Source organism: Exiguobacterium sp. SH0S7 (assembly GCF_004337195.1).
Classification (GTDB): Bacteria; Bacillota; Bacilli; order Exiguobacteriales; family Exiguobacteriaceae; genus Exiguobacterium; species Exiguobacterium aurantiacum_A.
The window spans coordinates 311,151-328,075 of the sequence record NZ_SJVA01000002.1; the positions used below are offsets into that span (position 1 = coordinate 311,151).

Here is a 16,925-nt window from a genome sequence, read left to right on the forward strand (position 1 = left end):
TCGTTTTCTCAGTTCTGGATGCGATTGATCTCGACACCAGCCGTCTCGAGCATTTGATTGATGACGTACCCGGCGGCGACGAGTCCCGCGACCGATGGCACGAACGCGTTCGAGCTCGGTGGCATCTTCGCTTTACGGATCGGGGCGTCTTTCTTACCGACGACCTCGTTCACGTCCTCACGCGTCACGATCGGTGACTCATCCGAGAATACGACCGGCACGCCTTTATAGATGTTATGTTTACGCAGACGCGTCCGCACCATCTTCGCAATCGGATCGTATGACGTGTCTTTAATGTCGATGACTTGAATCCGGGTCGGATCCATCTTATTGGCCATCCCCATACTTGAAATGACCGGGATACCACGACGTTTACACTCGACGATCAAATGAATCTTGTAGATGATCGTATCTGACGCATCGATGACAAAATCGATGTTTTGAGCGAAGAACTCTTCGAACGTCTCTTCGGTATAAAACATCTTCAACTGGACAAGTTCGACGTCCGGATTGATGTCGAGCAGACGCGCCCCCATCGCCTCGACTTTCGGTTGTCCGACTGTCGACAAGAGCGCGTGGATTTGACGATTGACGTTCGTGATGTCGATATCGTCTTTATCGACGAGCACGATCCGACCGACACCGCTCCGGGCAAGTGCTTCTGCTGCGAACGAGCCGACACCGCCGACGCCGAGAATGGCGACCGTCTTTCCTTTCAACGTTTCAATACCTTCTTGACCGATGGCCAACTCATTACGCGAAAACTGGTGTAACATAATCTTCCTCCAAATTAATACTATTTTTTCACACTATTTTACTCGGAATTATAATCAAAAAAAAGACGTCTAGCGACGTTTTTACAATAAAATCGATGGGGCCCGGAGTGCCGTGACGATGCCCTGCTTTTGAACCTGCTTAAGCAGGTGGGTGATCTAGCGTCCCCTTCACAAGTCCTCCTGCACGTGATGAGGCAGTTGATCCGGCTGGCAGTTCGATCTCCCGTATTCAAAGTGTTGGCTCAAAATAACGAAGGCGGCTCTCGAACACCTCAGGTATCCCATCTGATGCCCTTACTATAGCATCCCATGTAAAAAGAAGTCAATCAGAAACCTCGATTTCCGGTGACGGTTTCGTCACATCCACGTGTCACGAAACGCACGCGTCGGGTCATACGTATCTTGTTGGCGTGAGACGTTGAAACGCCGGTCGCGTGAATCGTTGCCGACACCGGCCTGATACGCCCAATTGCCATAATTGCTGGCGACGTCGTAGTCGATGAGCATCGCTTCGAAGTAGGCCGCACCATAGCGCCAATCTTGTCCGAGCTCTTTGGCGAAATAGCTCGCGACGATTTGCCGGCCCCGGTTCGACATCCATCCCGTCGCGTTCAACTCGTGCATGAACGCATCGACGAACGCGACGCCCGTCTCGCCTTGCTGCCACCGATGAATCACATCCTCGTCCACTTTCCACGCCTTGTCCTTCGAACGTATCCCTTGGCGACGGAACAACCGCTTCCCTTGCTCGAGCGCGACCCATTGGAAAAACTCGCGCCACAACAGTTCAAAATAGAGCCAATATGTCGACTCGTTCGCCCCGTGCTGTCGTTCATGAAGCTCTAGTTCATGGAGCACACGCCGCGGCGAGAGCGACCCGTTGGCAAGAAAAGCCGACAACTTGGATGAGTCGTCGACCCCAAAGCCGTTCCGCGTCTCTTTATACGTGCGGACGGGGCCTGCCAAATACTCGCTCAGACGTTTCCGCCCCGACGTCTCGCCGCCTTGAAACGGAAAAGCGGACCGGGCGTCAAGCGTCGGACGCTCGAACGGGACAGGAAACGGGAGCGGACGCGACTGACCTGAGCTCGTCCGCTCGATCAGCTGTTCAGGACGGGCATCGTCCTCGACCGCTTTTCGGAACTCGGTGAACAAAAACGGCATTTTTTTAAACGGGATTTCGGTGCGTGGGTACAGCGTGAATCCGTCGAACGATTGCCACTCCCCTTGCCAACGTGCGATGACGTCTTTTTCAAGCAAGCGTTCGTTCAATCCGATCGAGCGTTGAAACAACAGCCGGTCTGTCGGGTCGAGGATGTCAAGCGGGTGACCGACATGCACGTAGAGCGGGATCCCGAGCACATCGAGCGATCCGGCCAAGTCTTCTAGCGACTCTTTTAAAAATTGAAGCCGTCTGTCCCCGAGCGGGATGACGCCGAACTGATTTTCGTTCAGCTCGTCTTCCCTTATAAAGTAATGCCCCTCGATCGCTTCATCATGTTTCTGCGCCTCTTCGAGCGGCCGATGGTCATCGATCCGTAAATCGTTCTGATACCAAATAATCGTCTTCATATTCTTCGCCTCCTGGCTCTATTATGCGTGATGCATGTGCCATCAATCGTGTCGAACCTGTTCGAAATATGTTTTCATTTCCGCAACGTGTGGAATATAACTCTTTAGAGAAGAGAAAGGGGTGCAACAACATGGCTAGAAAAGGAAAATTTGGTACACTCATCAAAGTCGCGACGGCGGTCGCTCCGTTCGTCTACAATTATTATAAAAAGAACAAAGCAAAAAAAGCAGAAACACCTAAAAAATAATCAATGACGTCTCAGCCAAGCTGAGGCGTTTTTTTCTCGCCTTGAAACCAATTATGATATGATGATGGAACATTTTAGGGAATCGAGGCGACCAACATGCAGTCGGTATGGATACAATCTTTACGAATCAGTTTGAAGTGGGCGTTGTTCATGGGCGGTTTGTTCCTACTCGCCCTCGGGTCGTCGATGATGATCACGGCCGACCTCGGCGTCTCGACGTGGGACGTGCTCCATCTCGGGCTCGCCCGGCACACACCTATCTCGGTCGGGACGATCATTCTCCTCGTCGGACTGTTGCTCGTCTTATGCAAATACATATTGGACCGCATCCGACCGCAGTTCGGGACGCTCGTCAACGCCGTCTTCGTCGGCGTGTTCATGAACTTGATCCTCGAGCATCACTGGTTACCGACGCTCGACGGCACCGCACTCAATATCGCCTGGCTCGTCCTCGGCATCTTCGTCATCGGTATCGGCGCCGGGCTGTATGTCGCCATCGGTTACGGCGCCGGCCCGCGTGACGGACTGACGCTCGCCTTGGCCGACCGCTTCAATACGTCGGTCCGCATGATGCGGACGTGGATGGAACTCTCCGCTTGCTTGATCGGCTGGGTGCTCGGCGGTCCCGTTTTTTTCGGGACGGTGCTGTCGATTTTCTTGATCGGTCCGTTCTTCCAGTTTTGGCTCGAACAGTTCCTCCGGCTCGTCTCGGTCATCGACCGGGCGAAAGCCGATATCGCCTGAATTTAAGAGAGGAAATCGGACTCAAGGGGTCCGATTTCCTCTCTTTGCTGTTACGGGACGAGGACGATCTTACCGACCTTGCCTTGCTGTTTGAAATACGTTTGCGCCGCCCGGGCCTCTTCTAACGGGAATGTGCGGTCGACGACAGGCTTGATTTGACCGCTCGAACTCGCTTGGAGCATCGCTTTGAATTCCGCTCGTGTCCCGAGCACCGATCCATACATCGTAATGTGCTTCAAGTAGAGCGTACGGAAATCGAGATCGGTCCGTTGTCCCCCGGCCGATCCGGATATGCAAAACTTACCGCCGTTCTTCAATACATCGAGCGACGTTGCGAACAACGCATCCCCGACGACGTCGAGCACGGCATCGACCGGTCCACCGTTCGCTGCTAAAATCTCGTCCGCGAGCGTCTTCGACCGATAGGAAACGACGTGGCTCGCCCCGAGCGCTTTCAGTTTCGGTGCGTCTTTCAAATCGCCGATGATGGCGATGACGTTCGCTCCGAACACGTGCGCTGCAATCTGCACGTTCAACGAGCCGACACCGCCGCTCGCACCGGTGACGACGACCGTCTCACCAGGACGGATTTGAATTTGCTCGTTCATGTGCCACGCCGTCAACCCGCTCACCGAGAAGACGGCGCTGTCGACGAAACTGTCGAGCGGCATGTCATAACAAAGCTCGGCCGGCCAGACGACATATTCCGCATAACCGCCGTCATATTCCGAGCCGATGAACGACATGTCGGGAGCGATATGCTCCGCACCGTCCGCCCCACTCGACGTGAACGGAAACAAGACGACACGTCGGCCGATCATCCCTTCATCCACTTGATTCCCGACCCCGACAATTTCTCCGGTAATATCTGATCCTGGAATCCGTGGAAACTGGACTCCCTCCGGACGCCAGCCTGATTCCTGCTCCGTCCCGTACGCCCCTTCTCGCATCCATATCTCCGTATTGTTGATGCCGCACGCCTGTACGCGGACGAGCACCTCATCGTCTTTCGGTGTCGGGACCGGGACGTCGACGACCTGTAATTGATCGACGTCACCGTATCCGATGACTTGAACTGCTTTCATCAATTCGTTTCCTCCTCACACACACTGATGCTTGTTTATACCCATTTTACGCAAAACAGCCACCAAGACTTGAATCACTGGTGGCTGCCCGACTAGTTATAGTTGTTGCCGTCTGAGCAGCCCGGCGAAGACGCCGCCTTTGGCACTCAACTCGTCGTGCGTGCCGTCCTCGACGATGCCGTCGGCGGTGACGACGAGGATGCGGTCGGCATTCTTCACGGTCGCAAGACGGTGAGCGATGATGAGCGTCGTCCGGTCGGCCGCGAGTTCCGTAAGCGATTCCTGGATGATCGCTTCCGTCTCGGTGTCGAGGGCGGACGTCGCTTCATCTAAGATCAAGATCGGCGGGTTCTTCAAGAACATGCGGGCGATGGCGATCCGTTGTTTCTGTCCGCCCGACAGTTTCAGTCCCCGCTCTCCGATCTGTGTGTCGAGCCCGTGCTCGAGTTCGTCGACGAGCGAGTTCAAATGTGCCTTCTCGACCGCGTGCATGACTTCCGCGTCGCTTGCCTCGAGCTTGCCGTAGGCGATGTTCTCGCGGAGCGTCCCGGCGAACAAGAACACGTCCTGCTGCACGATCCCGATCTGGCGACGTAGACTCTCTTTCGTCATGTCACGGATGTCGATTCCGTCGATTGTGATGGCCCCATCCGTCACGTCGTAAAAGCGCGGGATGAGCGAACAGATCGTCGTTTTGCCAGCACCGCTCGTCCCGACGAGGGCGACTGTCGACCCGGTCGTGATGTCGAGGTCGATATGCGTCAACACTTCTCGGTAGTCCGAGTAGCCGAACGAGACATCGTGGAAAGCGATGTTCCCTTTCAGTGAACTGACCTCGACCGCGTCCGGACGGTTCTCGATGTCCGGTGCCTCATCGATCAGTTCTGTGAACCGTTTGAAGCCGGCCATCCCTTTCGGATACATCTCGAGGAGCGCCGTGATCTTCTCGACCGGTTTGATGAGCAAGTTCATATACAAGATGAAACCGACGAGCTCACCGTATGTCAATTCGTTTTCATACGTCAAGTACGCCCCGTAGACGAGGACGAGTAATGTCATGAGCCGTGTCGTGATATAGATCCCGGCGAGCGACTTACTCATGACCCGATACGCTTCGATCTTCGAACCGCGATAGAAGTTGTTGTCTTGTTGGAACCGGTTGATTTCGAACGTCTCGTTCGTGAACGACTGGACGACACGCGCGCCAGAGACGCTATCTTCGACGCGGGCGTTCACTTCACTGATGTTGCCGTACATCTTCTGCCACGCCTTGTTCATGTTTTTATTGGCGTACGTGATCATGATGACGAGGAACGGCACGGCGATGACCGTCACGAGCGCAAGTTGCGGATTGATCGAGAACATGATTCCGAATGCGCCGAGCAATGTCATGATGGCGATGAAGAAGTCTTCCGGGCCGTGGTGTGCCACTTCGCCGATGTCGAACAAGTCGTTCGTGACCCGGCTCATCAAGTGACCGGTCTTATGGTTGTCGAAGAAGCGGAACGATTGCTTATGGATGTGCGTGAACAGTTCTTCGCGCATATCGGTCTCGATATTGATCCCGAGCTTATGTCCCCAATAGTTGACGACGTACTGCATCATCATAGCGAGTATGTACAGAATAAGCAGGCCAATACTGATGATAATAATCCAGTTCCATTCGCCGCCCGGTAACAGAACGTCGATGAACCATTTCACAGCGAGCGGGAAGCCAAGCTCGAGCAGGCCGACGAGGATGGCGAACGAGAAATCAAGGATGAATAACTTCTTATGTGGACGGTAATAACTAAAAAAACGTGAGATCATTTCCTTTCCCCCTTCTAAACAAATAGTTTACGCTTTTTTGCAGGAAGTGGAAAATGGGAAGCACGTCTTTTTCAATCTTTTTTCAGACGATGTATAATGGACGTAAGGAGTGATAACAATGAACGTACAGATTACAGACCGCGCGAACGAGCGTATCAACGCCTTGAAAGGTGACCGTGACGGACAGATGCACTTGTTTTATGAGACGGAAGGCTGCGGTTGCGGCAATAGCGGCATCTTCGAGATCCGCTACGTGACCGAGACGACACCGGAAGACGTCGAGATCGACTCGAACGTCGGGCCAATCCTCATCAAGAACTGGACGAAAGTCTTTTTGGACGAAGACATGATCATCGACTACCGCGACGATAAACGGTCGCTCGTCTTGAAGAGCAACGGCCAAGTGTTCAACTCGAACCTGCTCGTGACCGATGGGACCGGTTGCCAGCTGAACGTTCCGAGCGCATGAAACAAGCGCTCCAGGAGCACCCGAAGTTGATGCTTTGGTTCCTCCTCAGCTTCGGCCTCGGTTTGTTCGGCATCTACCTCGCTTTCACCGACTCCGTTTATACGATGACGGCCGTGATTGCGTCGCTGTTCGCCTTCGGGTTTGCGTTGCAGCGGACAGCAAAGAAGATGCATGAGCAAGAGGATAAATAACAAGAGATAAAGAATTATTAGAGAAGGTGTCGTACGATTCAGTCGGCCCTTCTTTTTTTATACATACGATTTGGAGGAATTTGAAAATGAGACGCTATATGATTCATTGCCAAGACATCGATATCCGCGTGACCGAATGGGGTGAGCGCGACAAGCCAGTCATCTTTTGTTTACACGGCCTCGGCAGTACAGCACTCAGTTTCATCGAAGTTGCGGACAAACTGCAAAACGACTTCCGCATCCTCGCAATTGATGCACCGGGCCATGGAATGTCACAATCTTTCCGTGATGACCATTCATATGACTTTCCGCGTTTTTGTGAGTGGTTGAATCAAGTGCTCGACATGCTCGATGTGAATCGCTTTTATTTTCTCTCTCATTCCTGGGGGTCATTCATTCACCTCTACTATTTGATTAATCAAGGCGAGCGTGTCGACGGCTCCATCTTGATTGATGGCGGTTATCAAAGTAAGCGACTTCGCGGAAACTCTCCTGAAAACGAATCCTCATTTTATGAGAAAGACTTCGAAGACTTTTGTGAGTCATGGGGTGAATTTGAATCGATTGCGGTGTACGATGGCATCTCGAGACGTTCACCGCTCTTGGACCTGGCCGCGCAAGACCTGGCCTTACATAATGATAACCGTTACTATTGGCATGCTCGTGGAAGCACTGGTGCAGCCATCATTCGATCGATGTATCGTGACGAAGTGCTCGATTTTTCGAGCCAGGTGCAAACGAACTCGATGATCCTGTTGCGAGCCACTCTTCCAGAATCGGATGAGCCATTTAAAGTTGATGCGTCAAGTCAGTTTGCCAAATTGACCGGTGCGACCGTCAAAGCGGTTCCATCTGTCTCACACATGTTACATTGGGAAAATCCAGACCGCATCGTTCAAGAAATCAAAGAAAACTGGGTCATATCTGTTTCCGTGTAAACAAAAGGAGGTTCGCCGCGGCGAACCTCCTTTCGTTTATCCTTGTTTCTTCTCTTTCACCGCTGTCCGGATTGACAACTCTTCGAGTTGCGCGTCCGCGACCGGGCTTGGTGCTTGCGTCAACAGACAGCTTGCCGACGCCGTTTTCGGGAAGGCGATCGTGTCGCGAAGGTTCGAACGACCCGCGAGGATCATGACGAGGCGGTCGAGACCGAGCGCGATACCCGCGTGCGGCGGTGTGCCGTATTCGAACGCTTCGAGTAAGAACCCGAACTGGGCGACCGACTCTTCGACCGTGAAGCCGAGCAGTTTGAACATCCGCTCTTGAATGTCGCGCTCATAAATCCGCTGTGATCCGCCACCGAGCTCATAGCCGTTCAAGACGAGGTCATACGCGAGCGCGCGCACGCTTGCTGGGTCCGTCTCGAGAAGATGGAGGTCGTCACGGTTTGGCATCGTGAACGGGTGGTGGTTGGCGTAGAAACGCCCGTCTTCTTCTTCGAACGTGACGAGCGGGAAGTCCGTCACCCAAAGGAAGTTGAACTTCGACTCGTCGATGAGTCCGAGCTCATGACCGAGCTTGACGCGAAGGGCGCCGAGGCTGTCGGCGACGACAGTTGGTTTTGCCGCCACGAACAAGAGCAGATCGCCCGCTTCCGCGTTCGTCGCTTCGATCAATTTCGCTGCGTACGTCTCGTCGAAGAACTTCGCGATCGGTCCGTTCAAGCCTTCAGCCGTCACTTTGAGCCATGCGAGGCCTTTCGCGCCATAGACAGCCGTAAACTCTTGAAGTTTGTCGATGTCTTTACGCGAGAACTTGTCAGCCTCGCCTTTCACGTTGATCGCTTTGACGTGTCCGTTCGACTCGAGCGCCATATCGAACACTTTGAAACCAGCGCCTGTAACGGCGTCGGCAACGTCGATGAGTTCGAGACCGAAACGTGTGTCCGGCTTATCCGAACCGAAGCGACGCATCGCTTCCTCGTGCGTCATCCGCTCGAACTTGGCCGGTGTGTCGGTGCGACCGAGCGTCGCTTCCATCACTTGCCCCATCATCGCTTCCATCATCGCCATCAAGTCTTCGACGTCCATGAAGCTCGTCTCGATGTCGACTTGGGTGAATTCCGGTTGACGGTCGGCCCGGAGGTCTTCGTCACGGAAACAACGGGCGATTTGGAAGTAACGGTCGAACCCGGCCACCATGAGGAGTTGCTTGAACAACTGTGGTGATTGCGGGAGCGCGTAGAACTCGCCGCCGTGGACACGGCTCGGGACGAGGTAGTCACGCGCGCCTTCCGGTGTCGACTTCGTCAAGATCGGCGTCTCGACTTCGAGGAACTCTTCTTCCGTCAAGAAGTTACGGATCGTGTTCGATGCCTTCGAGCGGAGGCGGAACGTCTCTTGGAGTGCCGGACGACGGAGGTCAAGGTAACGATATTTGAGGCGAAGGTCTTCAGAGACATTTTCCGCTTCGTCGCCGATTGGGATCGGTGTCATCTTCGCTGCGTTCAAGATGTTGATCTCTGAAGCGATGACTTCGATGTTCCCTGTCGGCATGTTCGGGTTTTTGTTTTCACGTTCGAGGACGGTCCCTTTGATGTCTAAGACGTACTCGCTACGGATTGATTCCGCGAGCTTGTGCACCGCTTCGTTCTCAGGGCGCACGACGACTTGGACGATGCCTGTGCGGTCACGAAGGTCGATGAAGATGAGTCCTCCGAGGTCGCGTCGTTTTTGGACCCAACCTTTCAATTGTACTTCTTGGCCGATCAGTGACTCTGTCACGCGGCCGTTCATATGTGTGCGTCCGATCATTGTCCTGCTCCTTCCGATAGTTCACGAATTTTGTCTGCGACGGCCGAGAGTGGCACGTCGACTTGTTCTCCAGTTGCCATGACTTTGAGCGAGGCCGAGCCGCGTTCGACTTCATCGTCTCCGAGGATGACGGTGAATGCCGCATTTAAGCGGTCGGCTTGTTTGAATTGACCTTTGAACTTACGTCCGAGGTAATCGCGATCGGCTTTGAACCCTTCCATACGGAGGAGTTGCAACAGGCGCGTCGCTGTCGTCTCGACGTCTTTCCCGCCTTGGGCGACGACGAAGACATCAAGCCCGGTTGCAAGCTCAGGGAGCACGTTCTCGTTCTCGAGCGCGAGGATGAGCCGTTCGAGCCCGATCCCGAAGCCGATACCTGGCATATCCGGTCCACCGATATCTTGGACGAGGCCGTTATAGCGTCCACCGCCGCAAAGCGTCGTGATCGCGCCGAAGCCTTCTGCTTCCGACATGATCTCAAACGCCGTGTGCGTGTAGTAATCGAGGCCACGGACGAGTGTTGGGTCGACAACGTATGCGACACCGAGCGCGTCCAAATGCTCGAGCACTTTGTCGAAATACGCTTTCGACTCTTCGTTCAAAAAGTCGAGGATCGACGGTGCCGACTTCATCGCCGGGTGATCGCGATCGACTTTACAGTCGAGGACGCGGAGCGGGTTTTGGTGCAGGCGCGTCTGACAGTCCTGGCATAATTCGTCTTGGACCGGCTCGAAGTGACGGATGAGCGCTTCGCGGTGGGCGTTGCGGCTCTCCGCGTCACCGAGCGAGTTGACGACGACTTTGATTTTTTGTAAGCCGAACGATTTGTAGATCGTGTAGGCGAGGCTGATCACTTCGGCGTCGACGGCCGGGTCACTGCTGCCGATCGCCTCGACACCGTACTGGTGCAACTGGCGGAAACGGCCTTTTTGCGGACGCTCGTAACGGAACATCGGCCCCATGTAGTACAGCTTTGTCGGTTGATCGGGACTGCCGAACAGTTTGTTCGTGACGAAAGCGCGAACGACCGAGGCCGTTCCTTCCGGACGGAGCGTGTACTCGTCCTTGCCTTTTTTGACGAGCGTGAACATCTCTTTCTGGACGATGTCCGTCGTCTCGCCGACGCTGCGTGTGAACAGGTCCGTCGTTTCAAAAATCGGTGTGCGAATCTCTTTATAGTTGTAGCGGGCACTAATGTCGCGTAACTTGTCTTCGACATACTGCCACGTCTCGACCGTGCCCGGGAGCAGGTCTTGTGTACCGCGTGGTGCTTTCATCAAAATTCCCTCCTTAGAATACAAAAAGGCCCTCGTCCGCAAAGGGACGAGAGCCTGTTAAAGTTTCCCGTGGTACCACCCTCGTTGCAGAGCCAAAATCGATACTCTGCCACTCGAAATCGGTTAACGCCCGATGAAACGGCTTCCCCTACTAAACGTTCAAGGAAGCACCTCCAAAGTGTCGTTCGGGTCATCATCCAGTCGATGCTTTCAGCCTCGGCATCGCTCTCTTTGCTGGTGGGGTGACCGTACTTCTCTTTATCGTAGGTGTTAGGTTATATGGTTCATGATGCCGAATTTTGGCGCCTTCTGTCAAGCGTTTTTTTCAAGCATGAGCGTGACCGGACCGTCATTGACGAGCCCGACGTCCATCATCGCCCCGAACTTTCCGGTTTCGACGACGAGTCCGTGCGTCCGCAAACGGGCGTTGAACTGTTCGTAAAGACGTTCGGCGATGTCGGGTTTCGCAGCCTGCGTGAACGCGGGACGGCGGCCTTTCGACGTATCGCCGTACAGCGTGAACTGCGACACTGACAACACTTTGCCGGCGACGTCTTGAATCGATAAGTTCATCTTCTCTTCCGCGTCTTCGAACACACGGAGCCCCGCCACTTTATCGGCGAGCCAGTTCACTTCCTGCTCGGTATCCTCATGGGTCACCCCGACGAGGAGCAGATAGCCGGCGTCGATTTGTCCGACCGTCTGTTCATCGACTTTGACAGATGCTTCCTTCACTCGTTGCAACAATACACGCACTTAAAATCTTCCTTTCGTTACGTCATCATGACTCGGCTGACCGAGTATACGTCCGAGATCTGTTTAATCCGGTCGACGACTTTTTGCAAATGGTTCACGTTCGGAATCGAGATCGTCATCGAGATGCGGGCTTGTTTGTTTTGGTCCCCACGTCCGCTGACGGCGATGATGTTCGTGTTCGTCGCTGAGACGGCTTGGAGCACGTCGTTCAACAGTCCCGACCGGTCATAACCGGTGATCTCGATATCGACGTTGTAGTTCTTCTCTTTCGCCTGGCCCGCTTCCCACTCGACGGTCAAGAGGCGTTCCGGGTGTTGCTCGTTGATGATGTTTAAGCAGTCTTTCCGGTGGATCGAGACGCCGCGACCGCGGGTGATATATCCGACGATTTCGTCGCCCGGCACCGGGTTACAGCACCGGCTCATCCGGATGAGCATATTGTCGATTCCTTTGACCGAGACGCCGGCCTCGGCCGTCTTCTTCTTCGGTGACTGGCTGACTTTTAGTTCGTTGATCGCGTCAGACAGTTCGAGTTTCGGCTCTTTCCGTTGCTTCTCCGTCAACTTGTGCGCGACTTGGGCCGCGGTGATGCCGTGATAGCCGACGGCGGCGTACATCTCTTCTTCGTTCCCAAAGTTGAACTTCTCGACGACGATGCTGATCGACTGGTCATCGATGACTTCTTTCGGTTCGAAGCCGAGCTTCTTGATCTCGACGTCGACGAGTTCTTTGCCTTTCTCGACGTTCTCTTCGCGTTGCTGGCGTTTGAACCATTGGCGGATCTTATTCTTCGCCTGACTCGAGACGGCGAGTTTGAGCCAGTCCTTGCTCGGTCCATAACTATGTTTCGACGTGATGATCTCAATGATGTCACCCGTCTCAAGTTTATGGTCGAGCGGCACCATGCGTCCGTTCACTTTCGCACCGGTCATCCGATGACCGATCTCGGTATGGATGCGGTACGCATAGTCGATCGGGACCGAGCCTTTCGGCAACTCGAACACGTCACCTTTTGGCGTGAAGACGTACAACATGTCGCTGAAGAAGTCGACTTTGAGCGACTCCATGAACTCTTCGGCGTCGGTCGTATCTTTTTGCAACTCTAAAATTTCACGAAGATGGGCAATCTTTTCATCGAACCCGTTCGTCGCGACATTTTTGCCTTCTTTATAAGCCCAGTGCGCGGCAATCCCGAACTCGGCGATGAAGTGCATGTCCTTCGTCCGGATCTGCACCTCGAGCGGCTCACCCTTCGGTCCGATCACCGTCGTGTGAAGCGATTGATACATGTTCGGTTTCGGCATGGCGATATAGTCCTTGAAACGACCCGGCATCGGCTTGTACTGCGTATGAATGATCCCGAGGACAGCGTAGCAATCACGGATCGAATCGACGATGATCCGGACCGCCATCAAGTCGTAAATTTCATTGAACTCTTTATTATGCTTCACGATCTTATTGTAAATCGAGTAAATATGTTTCGGTCGACCGTTGACATCGGCTTCGATACTCACTTCATCGAGCACGGCGTTCACTTCGGTGATGACCGATGAGACGAGCGCTTCACGCTCTGTCCGTTTCTGTTTCATCATCGAGACGATCTTATAGTATTGCTGCGGGTTGATATAGCGTAACGAAATATCTTCAAGCTCCCACTTGATCGTCGAGATCCCCATCCGGTGCGCGAGCGGCGCAAAGATTTCAAGCGTCTCCTCGGCTTTTTGGACTTGCTTCTCTTTCGGCATATGCTGCAACGTCCGCATGTTGTGCAAGCGGTCGGCGAGTTTGATCAAGATGACGCGCACGTCTTCAGCCATCGCGATGATCATCTTGCGGTGATTCTCCGCGAGTTCTTCTTTCTTCGACTTATACTTGATCTTCCCAAGCTTCGTCACACCATCGACAAGCATGGCGACTTCAACCCCAAATTCGTCAGTTAGTTCTTTGAGCGTGACATCCGTGTCCTCGACAACGTCGTGCAACAAGGCACCGACAATCGTCGTCGCATCTAAGCCGATGTCGACGAGAATACCGGCCACTTGCACCGGGTGCAGGATGTAGGGTTCACCTGAACGTCGGAACTGACCGGTATGATGAAGTTTTGCGTATTCGTAAGCGCGTTTCACTTCGGCAACATCATGCTCATCCATATACTTCCCGAGCGCGTCGAGAAGATCCTCAATACTTACGATTTGTTTTTTGGTCATAACATTCGACACCCTTTTTCTTACCGCTCCCAACGTCTCGGATTCGTCGCAGCATGGTAGTAGTTTGCGTACAAGTTATTCTATTTTTTATTACCATTATCAAAAAAATCTGACGAACTGTCAAAGGTTGTAGGTTGTTTTCCTCAAAAACTATTCAAAAAACGGGAAGCATGAGCTTCCCGTTTCCTCAGTCTTCGTAGCGGATGAGTGAGAACAAGTCGTATCCTTCGAGACGTTCGCGTCCACCGAGGCCGTCGAGTTCGATCAAGAACCCGATTCCAGCAACGACACCACCGAGTTGTTCGATCATTTTGATCGTCGCTTCGATTGTGCCACCCGTCGCCAGTAAATCGTCGAGGATGACGACTTGCTGACCTGGCTTGATTGAATCTTTGTGCATCGTCAAAATGTCCGTACCGTATTCAAGACCGTACGATACGCGAACTGTCTCACGTGGTAACTTGCCTTCTTTACGTACCGGGACGAAGCCAAGTTCGAGGGCGTAAGCCGCCGGGCATCCGACGACGAATCCACGTGCTTCTGGTCCGGCGATGAGTTCAGCGCCACGTTCCTGCGCGTAGACGATCAATTCGTCGACCGCTTTCTTATAGGCAGGTCCGTCTTGCATGAGCGACGTGATGTCTTTAAAGCTGATTCCTTCTTTCGGGTAATCCGCTACTTCTTTAATATGCTGTTTGAAATCCATTTTATGTGTAAGCCTCCTGCATCTTGTTCGATCGCAATGATTGTAACCGCTCTTTCAGCTCTGCCAACGACGCATAGACGAAACGTTCTTCGAGTTGTTCTCGTCCGACGCGACGTTTGTAACAAGGCGCTTCGGTCAAATCACGTTTCGGTGCTTCTGGATTCACTCCAGGCAGTCCGTCTTCCATTGTAACAAGAAATTCGAGTTCAGAGAATACTTGATGCATAAATTGAATCGTATTTTTTGTCCATTTTCGTTCGATTGACAAACGAATCAAGTTTTCACGCAGGTGTTTCCGTTCGCACGTGGCCATATGGACGTAATACGTTCGGAAATCTTCCCGGCTCGGCAATTTCTCGAAAAACGAATTGCCCGCTTGGCCGAACGCGCAATAGACGCGCTCGACGTCTTCATTGAGCAGGTCGGACAGCGCCGTCTCGTCGTCCGGTAAATCGAGCAAGACGACGAACCGTTTGACCGGCGTTTTGAAATCGTGGAGTGAAAACTCGTTCGACTCGCCTCTGAATGACACGTACGATGTCGCGTCACTCGGAAGCTGTCTCAATTCATCAATCGAGTTTTTCTTACCTCGATAATCGAACACTTGGAACCCATCGACACGGATGTCTTGGATCATGAGTTGCGGCTTGCGCATCCCATTCCATTCGTTCACTTGGAGACTCCCCATAACCGAGACGAGTGCCATCTTCGAGATTTCCGAGACGACGTGACCGAACCCGAAGCCGATGCCGTCGAGTTCGCGCTTGTCTCCAGCAAGCTGAACTTTAAGATGCGTGTTGTCGCGCCCGATTTGACGGATATCGCGCAGTTTCGCGTCCGCGACGACGACGCGCGGTGACGGGTTGCCCATCCCAAACGGGGCGAGCTTGCCGATTTCTGCGATCAAGTCGAGCGATACGTCGCTGACGTCGAGCTTCAAATCGACGTTCACGCGGGCGACGAACGTCTCGTCCGGAATCGATTCCGCTTGCTCGTTCAAGCGTCGTCTCAGCTCCGCCACATTCTCTGACATGAGCGTCATCCCGGCCGCTGCCGGGTGTCCCCCGAAGTGCGGGAGAATATCTTCGTTTTTAGAAAGCTCTTTAAATAAGTCAAAACCATCGATCGAGCGGCCCGAACCCTTAGCTTTCCCCGTCTTCGGATCGTGGCAGAGCAGGATGACCGGTCGATAGTACGCCTCGACGAGACGTGAGGCGACGATTCCGACGACACCCGGATTCCAACGTTCGCTCGCGACGACGAGGACACGGTCGTCCGTCATCGATGCTTCGACGAGTTCGGTTGCTTCTTTCGCGATCGTCTTGACGATGTCTTGACGCTCTTTGTTTTGTTTATCGAGTTGATTCGCTAAGACGAGTGCTTCTTCGACACTTTCGGCGAGCAGCATCTGGAGGGCTGGCATCGCCGAGTCAAGTCGTCCGGCCGCATTGATGCGGGGACCGAACGCGAACCCGACCGACTCTTCGTTGAGCGTGCTGTCCGTCAAGGCACAAACTTCGCGCAGCGCTAAAATCCCGGGCCGCTTCGATTCATCGAGCGCCTTGAGACCCAGCTTCGCGAGCAGACGGTTTTCTCCGTCGAGCGGGACGAGATCGGCGATTGTCCCGAGGACAGCCAAGTCGAGCAGCTCGTCAGGCATCCGCCCGAGCACGGCGTGTGCCACTTTAAGGGCGACTCCGGCTCCGGCGAGTTTGTCGTATGGATACGACGGATCGATGTGTGGATGAATGATCGCAAACGCGTCAGGTAGCGTCGCTTTCGGCTCGTGGTGGTCGGTGATGATCAAGTCGACGTTCAGTTCTTTCAACAGCGCCGCTTCTTCGATCCCCGAGATCCCACAGTCGACCGTGATGACGAGCGTGAACCCTTCACTTGCCGCCCAACTGAACGCTTCTTTGTTTGGCCCGTATCCTTCCGTGAACCGGTTCGGGATATAGCACTCGGCCATGACCCCGATCTCAGTCAACGCATGCCACATAACAGCCGAGGCACTGACCCCATCGACGTCGTAATCCCCATAGATGAGCACCATCTCGCCTTCGTCAGCCGCTCGCTTCAAGCGCTCGACGACTTTCGGCATCTGCTCGAACAAGTTCGGGTCGTGGAACTCGAGTTCATCCTCGATCTGAAGGAACGCCTTCGCTGCGTCAGGCTCTCGATGGCCTCGTTGCGTGAGCAACGTCGCGAGTTGTTCCGATATATTTAGTTCTGTCTGTAGTTGTTCGATCGCGGCCGCATCCGTCTCCGGATACACCCACCGTTTCTTTGCATGATACATATCCTTCACTCCAATCAACTGTTGATTATATCA

At 53.7% G+C, this 16,925-nt stretch carries 14 protein-coding genes, 1 other RNA gene and 1 other annotated feature; of the genes, 4 read left to right on the forward strand and 11 right to left on the reverse strand.

The genetic code is table 11. From position 1 onward, the window contains the following. Positions 1-8 precede the first annotated feature (8 nt). From EVJ22_RS05300 to EVJ22_RS05310, 3 genes are all read right to left on the reverse strand, one after another. Positions 9-776 (reverse strand): tRNA threonylcarbamoyladenosine dehydratase, encoded by a 768-nt coding sequence (locus tag EVJ22_RS05300; protein ID WP_070327660.1) that lies wholly within the window; start codon positions 774-776, stop codon positions 9-11. 95 nt (positions 777-871) lie between these two features. Continuing rightward, positions 872-1,058, reverse strand: a non-coding RNA gene (ssrS, locus tag EVJ22_RS05305) — 6S RNA. 75 nt (positions 1,059-1,133) lie between these two features. Further along, positions 1,134-2,348 (reverse strand): DASH family cryptochrome, encoded by a 1,215-nt coding sequence (locus EVJ22_RS05310; protein WP_131443433.1) that lies wholly within the window; start codon positions 2,346-2,348, stop codon positions 1,134-1,136. Positions 2,349-2,692: 344 nt separating this feature from the next. Here EVJ22_RS05310 and EVJ22_RS05315 point away from each other — a divergent pair, with 344 nt between their 5' ends. Further along, on the forward strand, positions 2,693-3,340 hold the full coding sequence (locus EVJ22_RS05315; RefSeq protein ID WP_131443434.1) for a YczE/YyaS/YitT family protein: 648 nt from the start codon (positions 2,693-2,695) through the stop codon (positions 3,338-3,340). Between the two features lie 50 nt (positions 3,341-3,390). On the opposite strand, the gene EVJ22_RS05320 is transcribed toward EVJ22_RS05315, so the two are convergent. Both EVJ22_RS05320 and EVJ22_RS05325 read right to left on the reverse strand, forming a co-directional pair. Beyond that, complete coding sequence (locus EVJ22_RS05320) at positions 3,391-4,425, reverse strand: zinc-binding dehydrogenase (protein WP_131443435.1); 1,035 nt, start codon at positions 4,423-4,425, stop codon at positions 3,391-3,393. A 96-nt stretch (positions 4,426-4,521) separates the two neighbouring features. Next, positions 4,522-6,234 carry an ABC transporter ATP-binding protein gene (locus EVJ22_RS05325; protein ID WP_071399461.1) on the reverse strand — a complete coding sequence of 571 codons (1,713 nt, stop codon included), beginning with the start codon at positions 6,232-6,234 and terminating at the stop codon, positions 4,522-4,524. A gap of 118 nt (positions 6,235-6,352) precedes the next feature. Here EVJ22_RS05325 and EVJ22_RS05330 point away from each other — a divergent pair, with 118 nt between their 5' ends. The 3 genes from EVJ22_RS05330 (at position 6,353) to EVJ22_RS05335 (ending at position 7,832) form a co-directional block, all read left to right on the forward strand. Beyond that, a complete protein-coding gene (locus EVJ22_RS05330; RefSeq protein WP_070327665.1) occupies positions 6,353-6,703 on the forward strand; it encodes an iron-sulfur cluster biosynthesis family protein in 351 nt (116 codons plus the stop codon). Continuing rightward, positions 6,700-6,894 (forward strand): hypothetical protein, encoded by a 195-nt coding sequence (locus EVJ22_RS15465; RefSeq protein ID WP_071399460.1) that lies wholly within the window; start codon positions 6,700-6,702, stop codon positions 6,892-6,894. The genes EVJ22_RS05330 and EVJ22_RS15465 overlap by 4 nt, the downstream gene beginning before the upstream one ends. Positions 6,895-6,980: 86 nt before the next feature. Next, the gene (locus EVJ22_RS05335) at positions 6,981-7,832 is read left to right on the forward strand and encodes an alpha/beta fold hydrolase (protein ID WP_071399459.1); all 852 of its coding nucleotides are present in this window, start codon (positions 6,981-6,983) and stop codon (positions 7,830-7,832) included. Positions 7,833-7,868: 36 nt separating this feature from the next. Here the strand turns inward: EVJ22_RS05335 and aspS are convergent, their stop codons facing one another. The 6 genes from aspS to recJ all read right to left on the reverse strand — a co-directional run bounded on the left by aspS (position 7,869) and on the right by recJ (position 16,892). Beyond that, positions 7,869-9,647, reverse strand: a complete 1,779-nt coding sequence (aspS, locus tag EVJ22_RS05340) for an aspartate--tRNA ligase (RefSeq protein ID WP_131443436.1) — start codon at positions 9,645-9,647, stop codon at positions 7,869-7,871. Further along, the gene (gene hisS, locus EVJ22_RS05345) at positions 9,644-10,924 is read right to left on the reverse strand and encodes a histidine--tRNA ligase (protein ID WP_131443437.1); all 1,281 of its coding nucleotides are present in this window, start codon (positions 10,922-10,924) and stop codon (positions 9,644-9,646) included. Before hisS ends, aspS begins: the two co-directional genes overlap by 4 nt. Before the next feature lie 39 nt (positions 10,925-10,963). Continuing rightward, positions 10,964-11,198, reverse strand: a binding site (T-box leader). Between the two features lie 38 nt (positions 11,199-11,236). Continuing rightward, a complete protein-coding gene (gene dtd, locus EVJ22_RS05350; protein ID WP_071399456.1) occupies positions 11,237-11,680 on the reverse strand; it encodes a D-aminoacyl-tRNA deacylase in 444 nt (147 codons plus the stop codon). 17 nt (positions 11,681-11,697) lie between these two features. Next, a complete protein-coding gene (locus EVJ22_RS05355; protein WP_070327670.1) occupies positions 11,698-13,887 on the reverse strand; it encodes a RelA/SpoT family protein in 2,190 nt (729 codons plus the stop codon). Positions 13,888-14,074: 187 nt separating this feature from the next. Next, positions 14,075-14,593 carry an adenine phosphoribosyltransferase gene (locus tag EVJ22_RS05360; protein ID WP_071399455.1) on the reverse strand — a complete coding sequence of 173 codons (519 nt, stop codon included), beginning with the start codon at positions 14,591-14,593 and terminating at the stop codon, positions 14,075-14,077. Position 14,594: 1 nt separating this feature from the next. Continuing rightward, positions 14,595-16,892: a single-stranded-DNA-specific exonuclease RecJ gene (gene recJ, locus EVJ22_RS05365; protein WP_070327671.1), complete on the reverse strand. Its 2,298-nt coding sequence runs from the start codon at positions 16,890-16,892 to the stop codon at positions 14,595-14,597. Positions 16,893-16,925 lie beyond the last annotated feature (33 nt).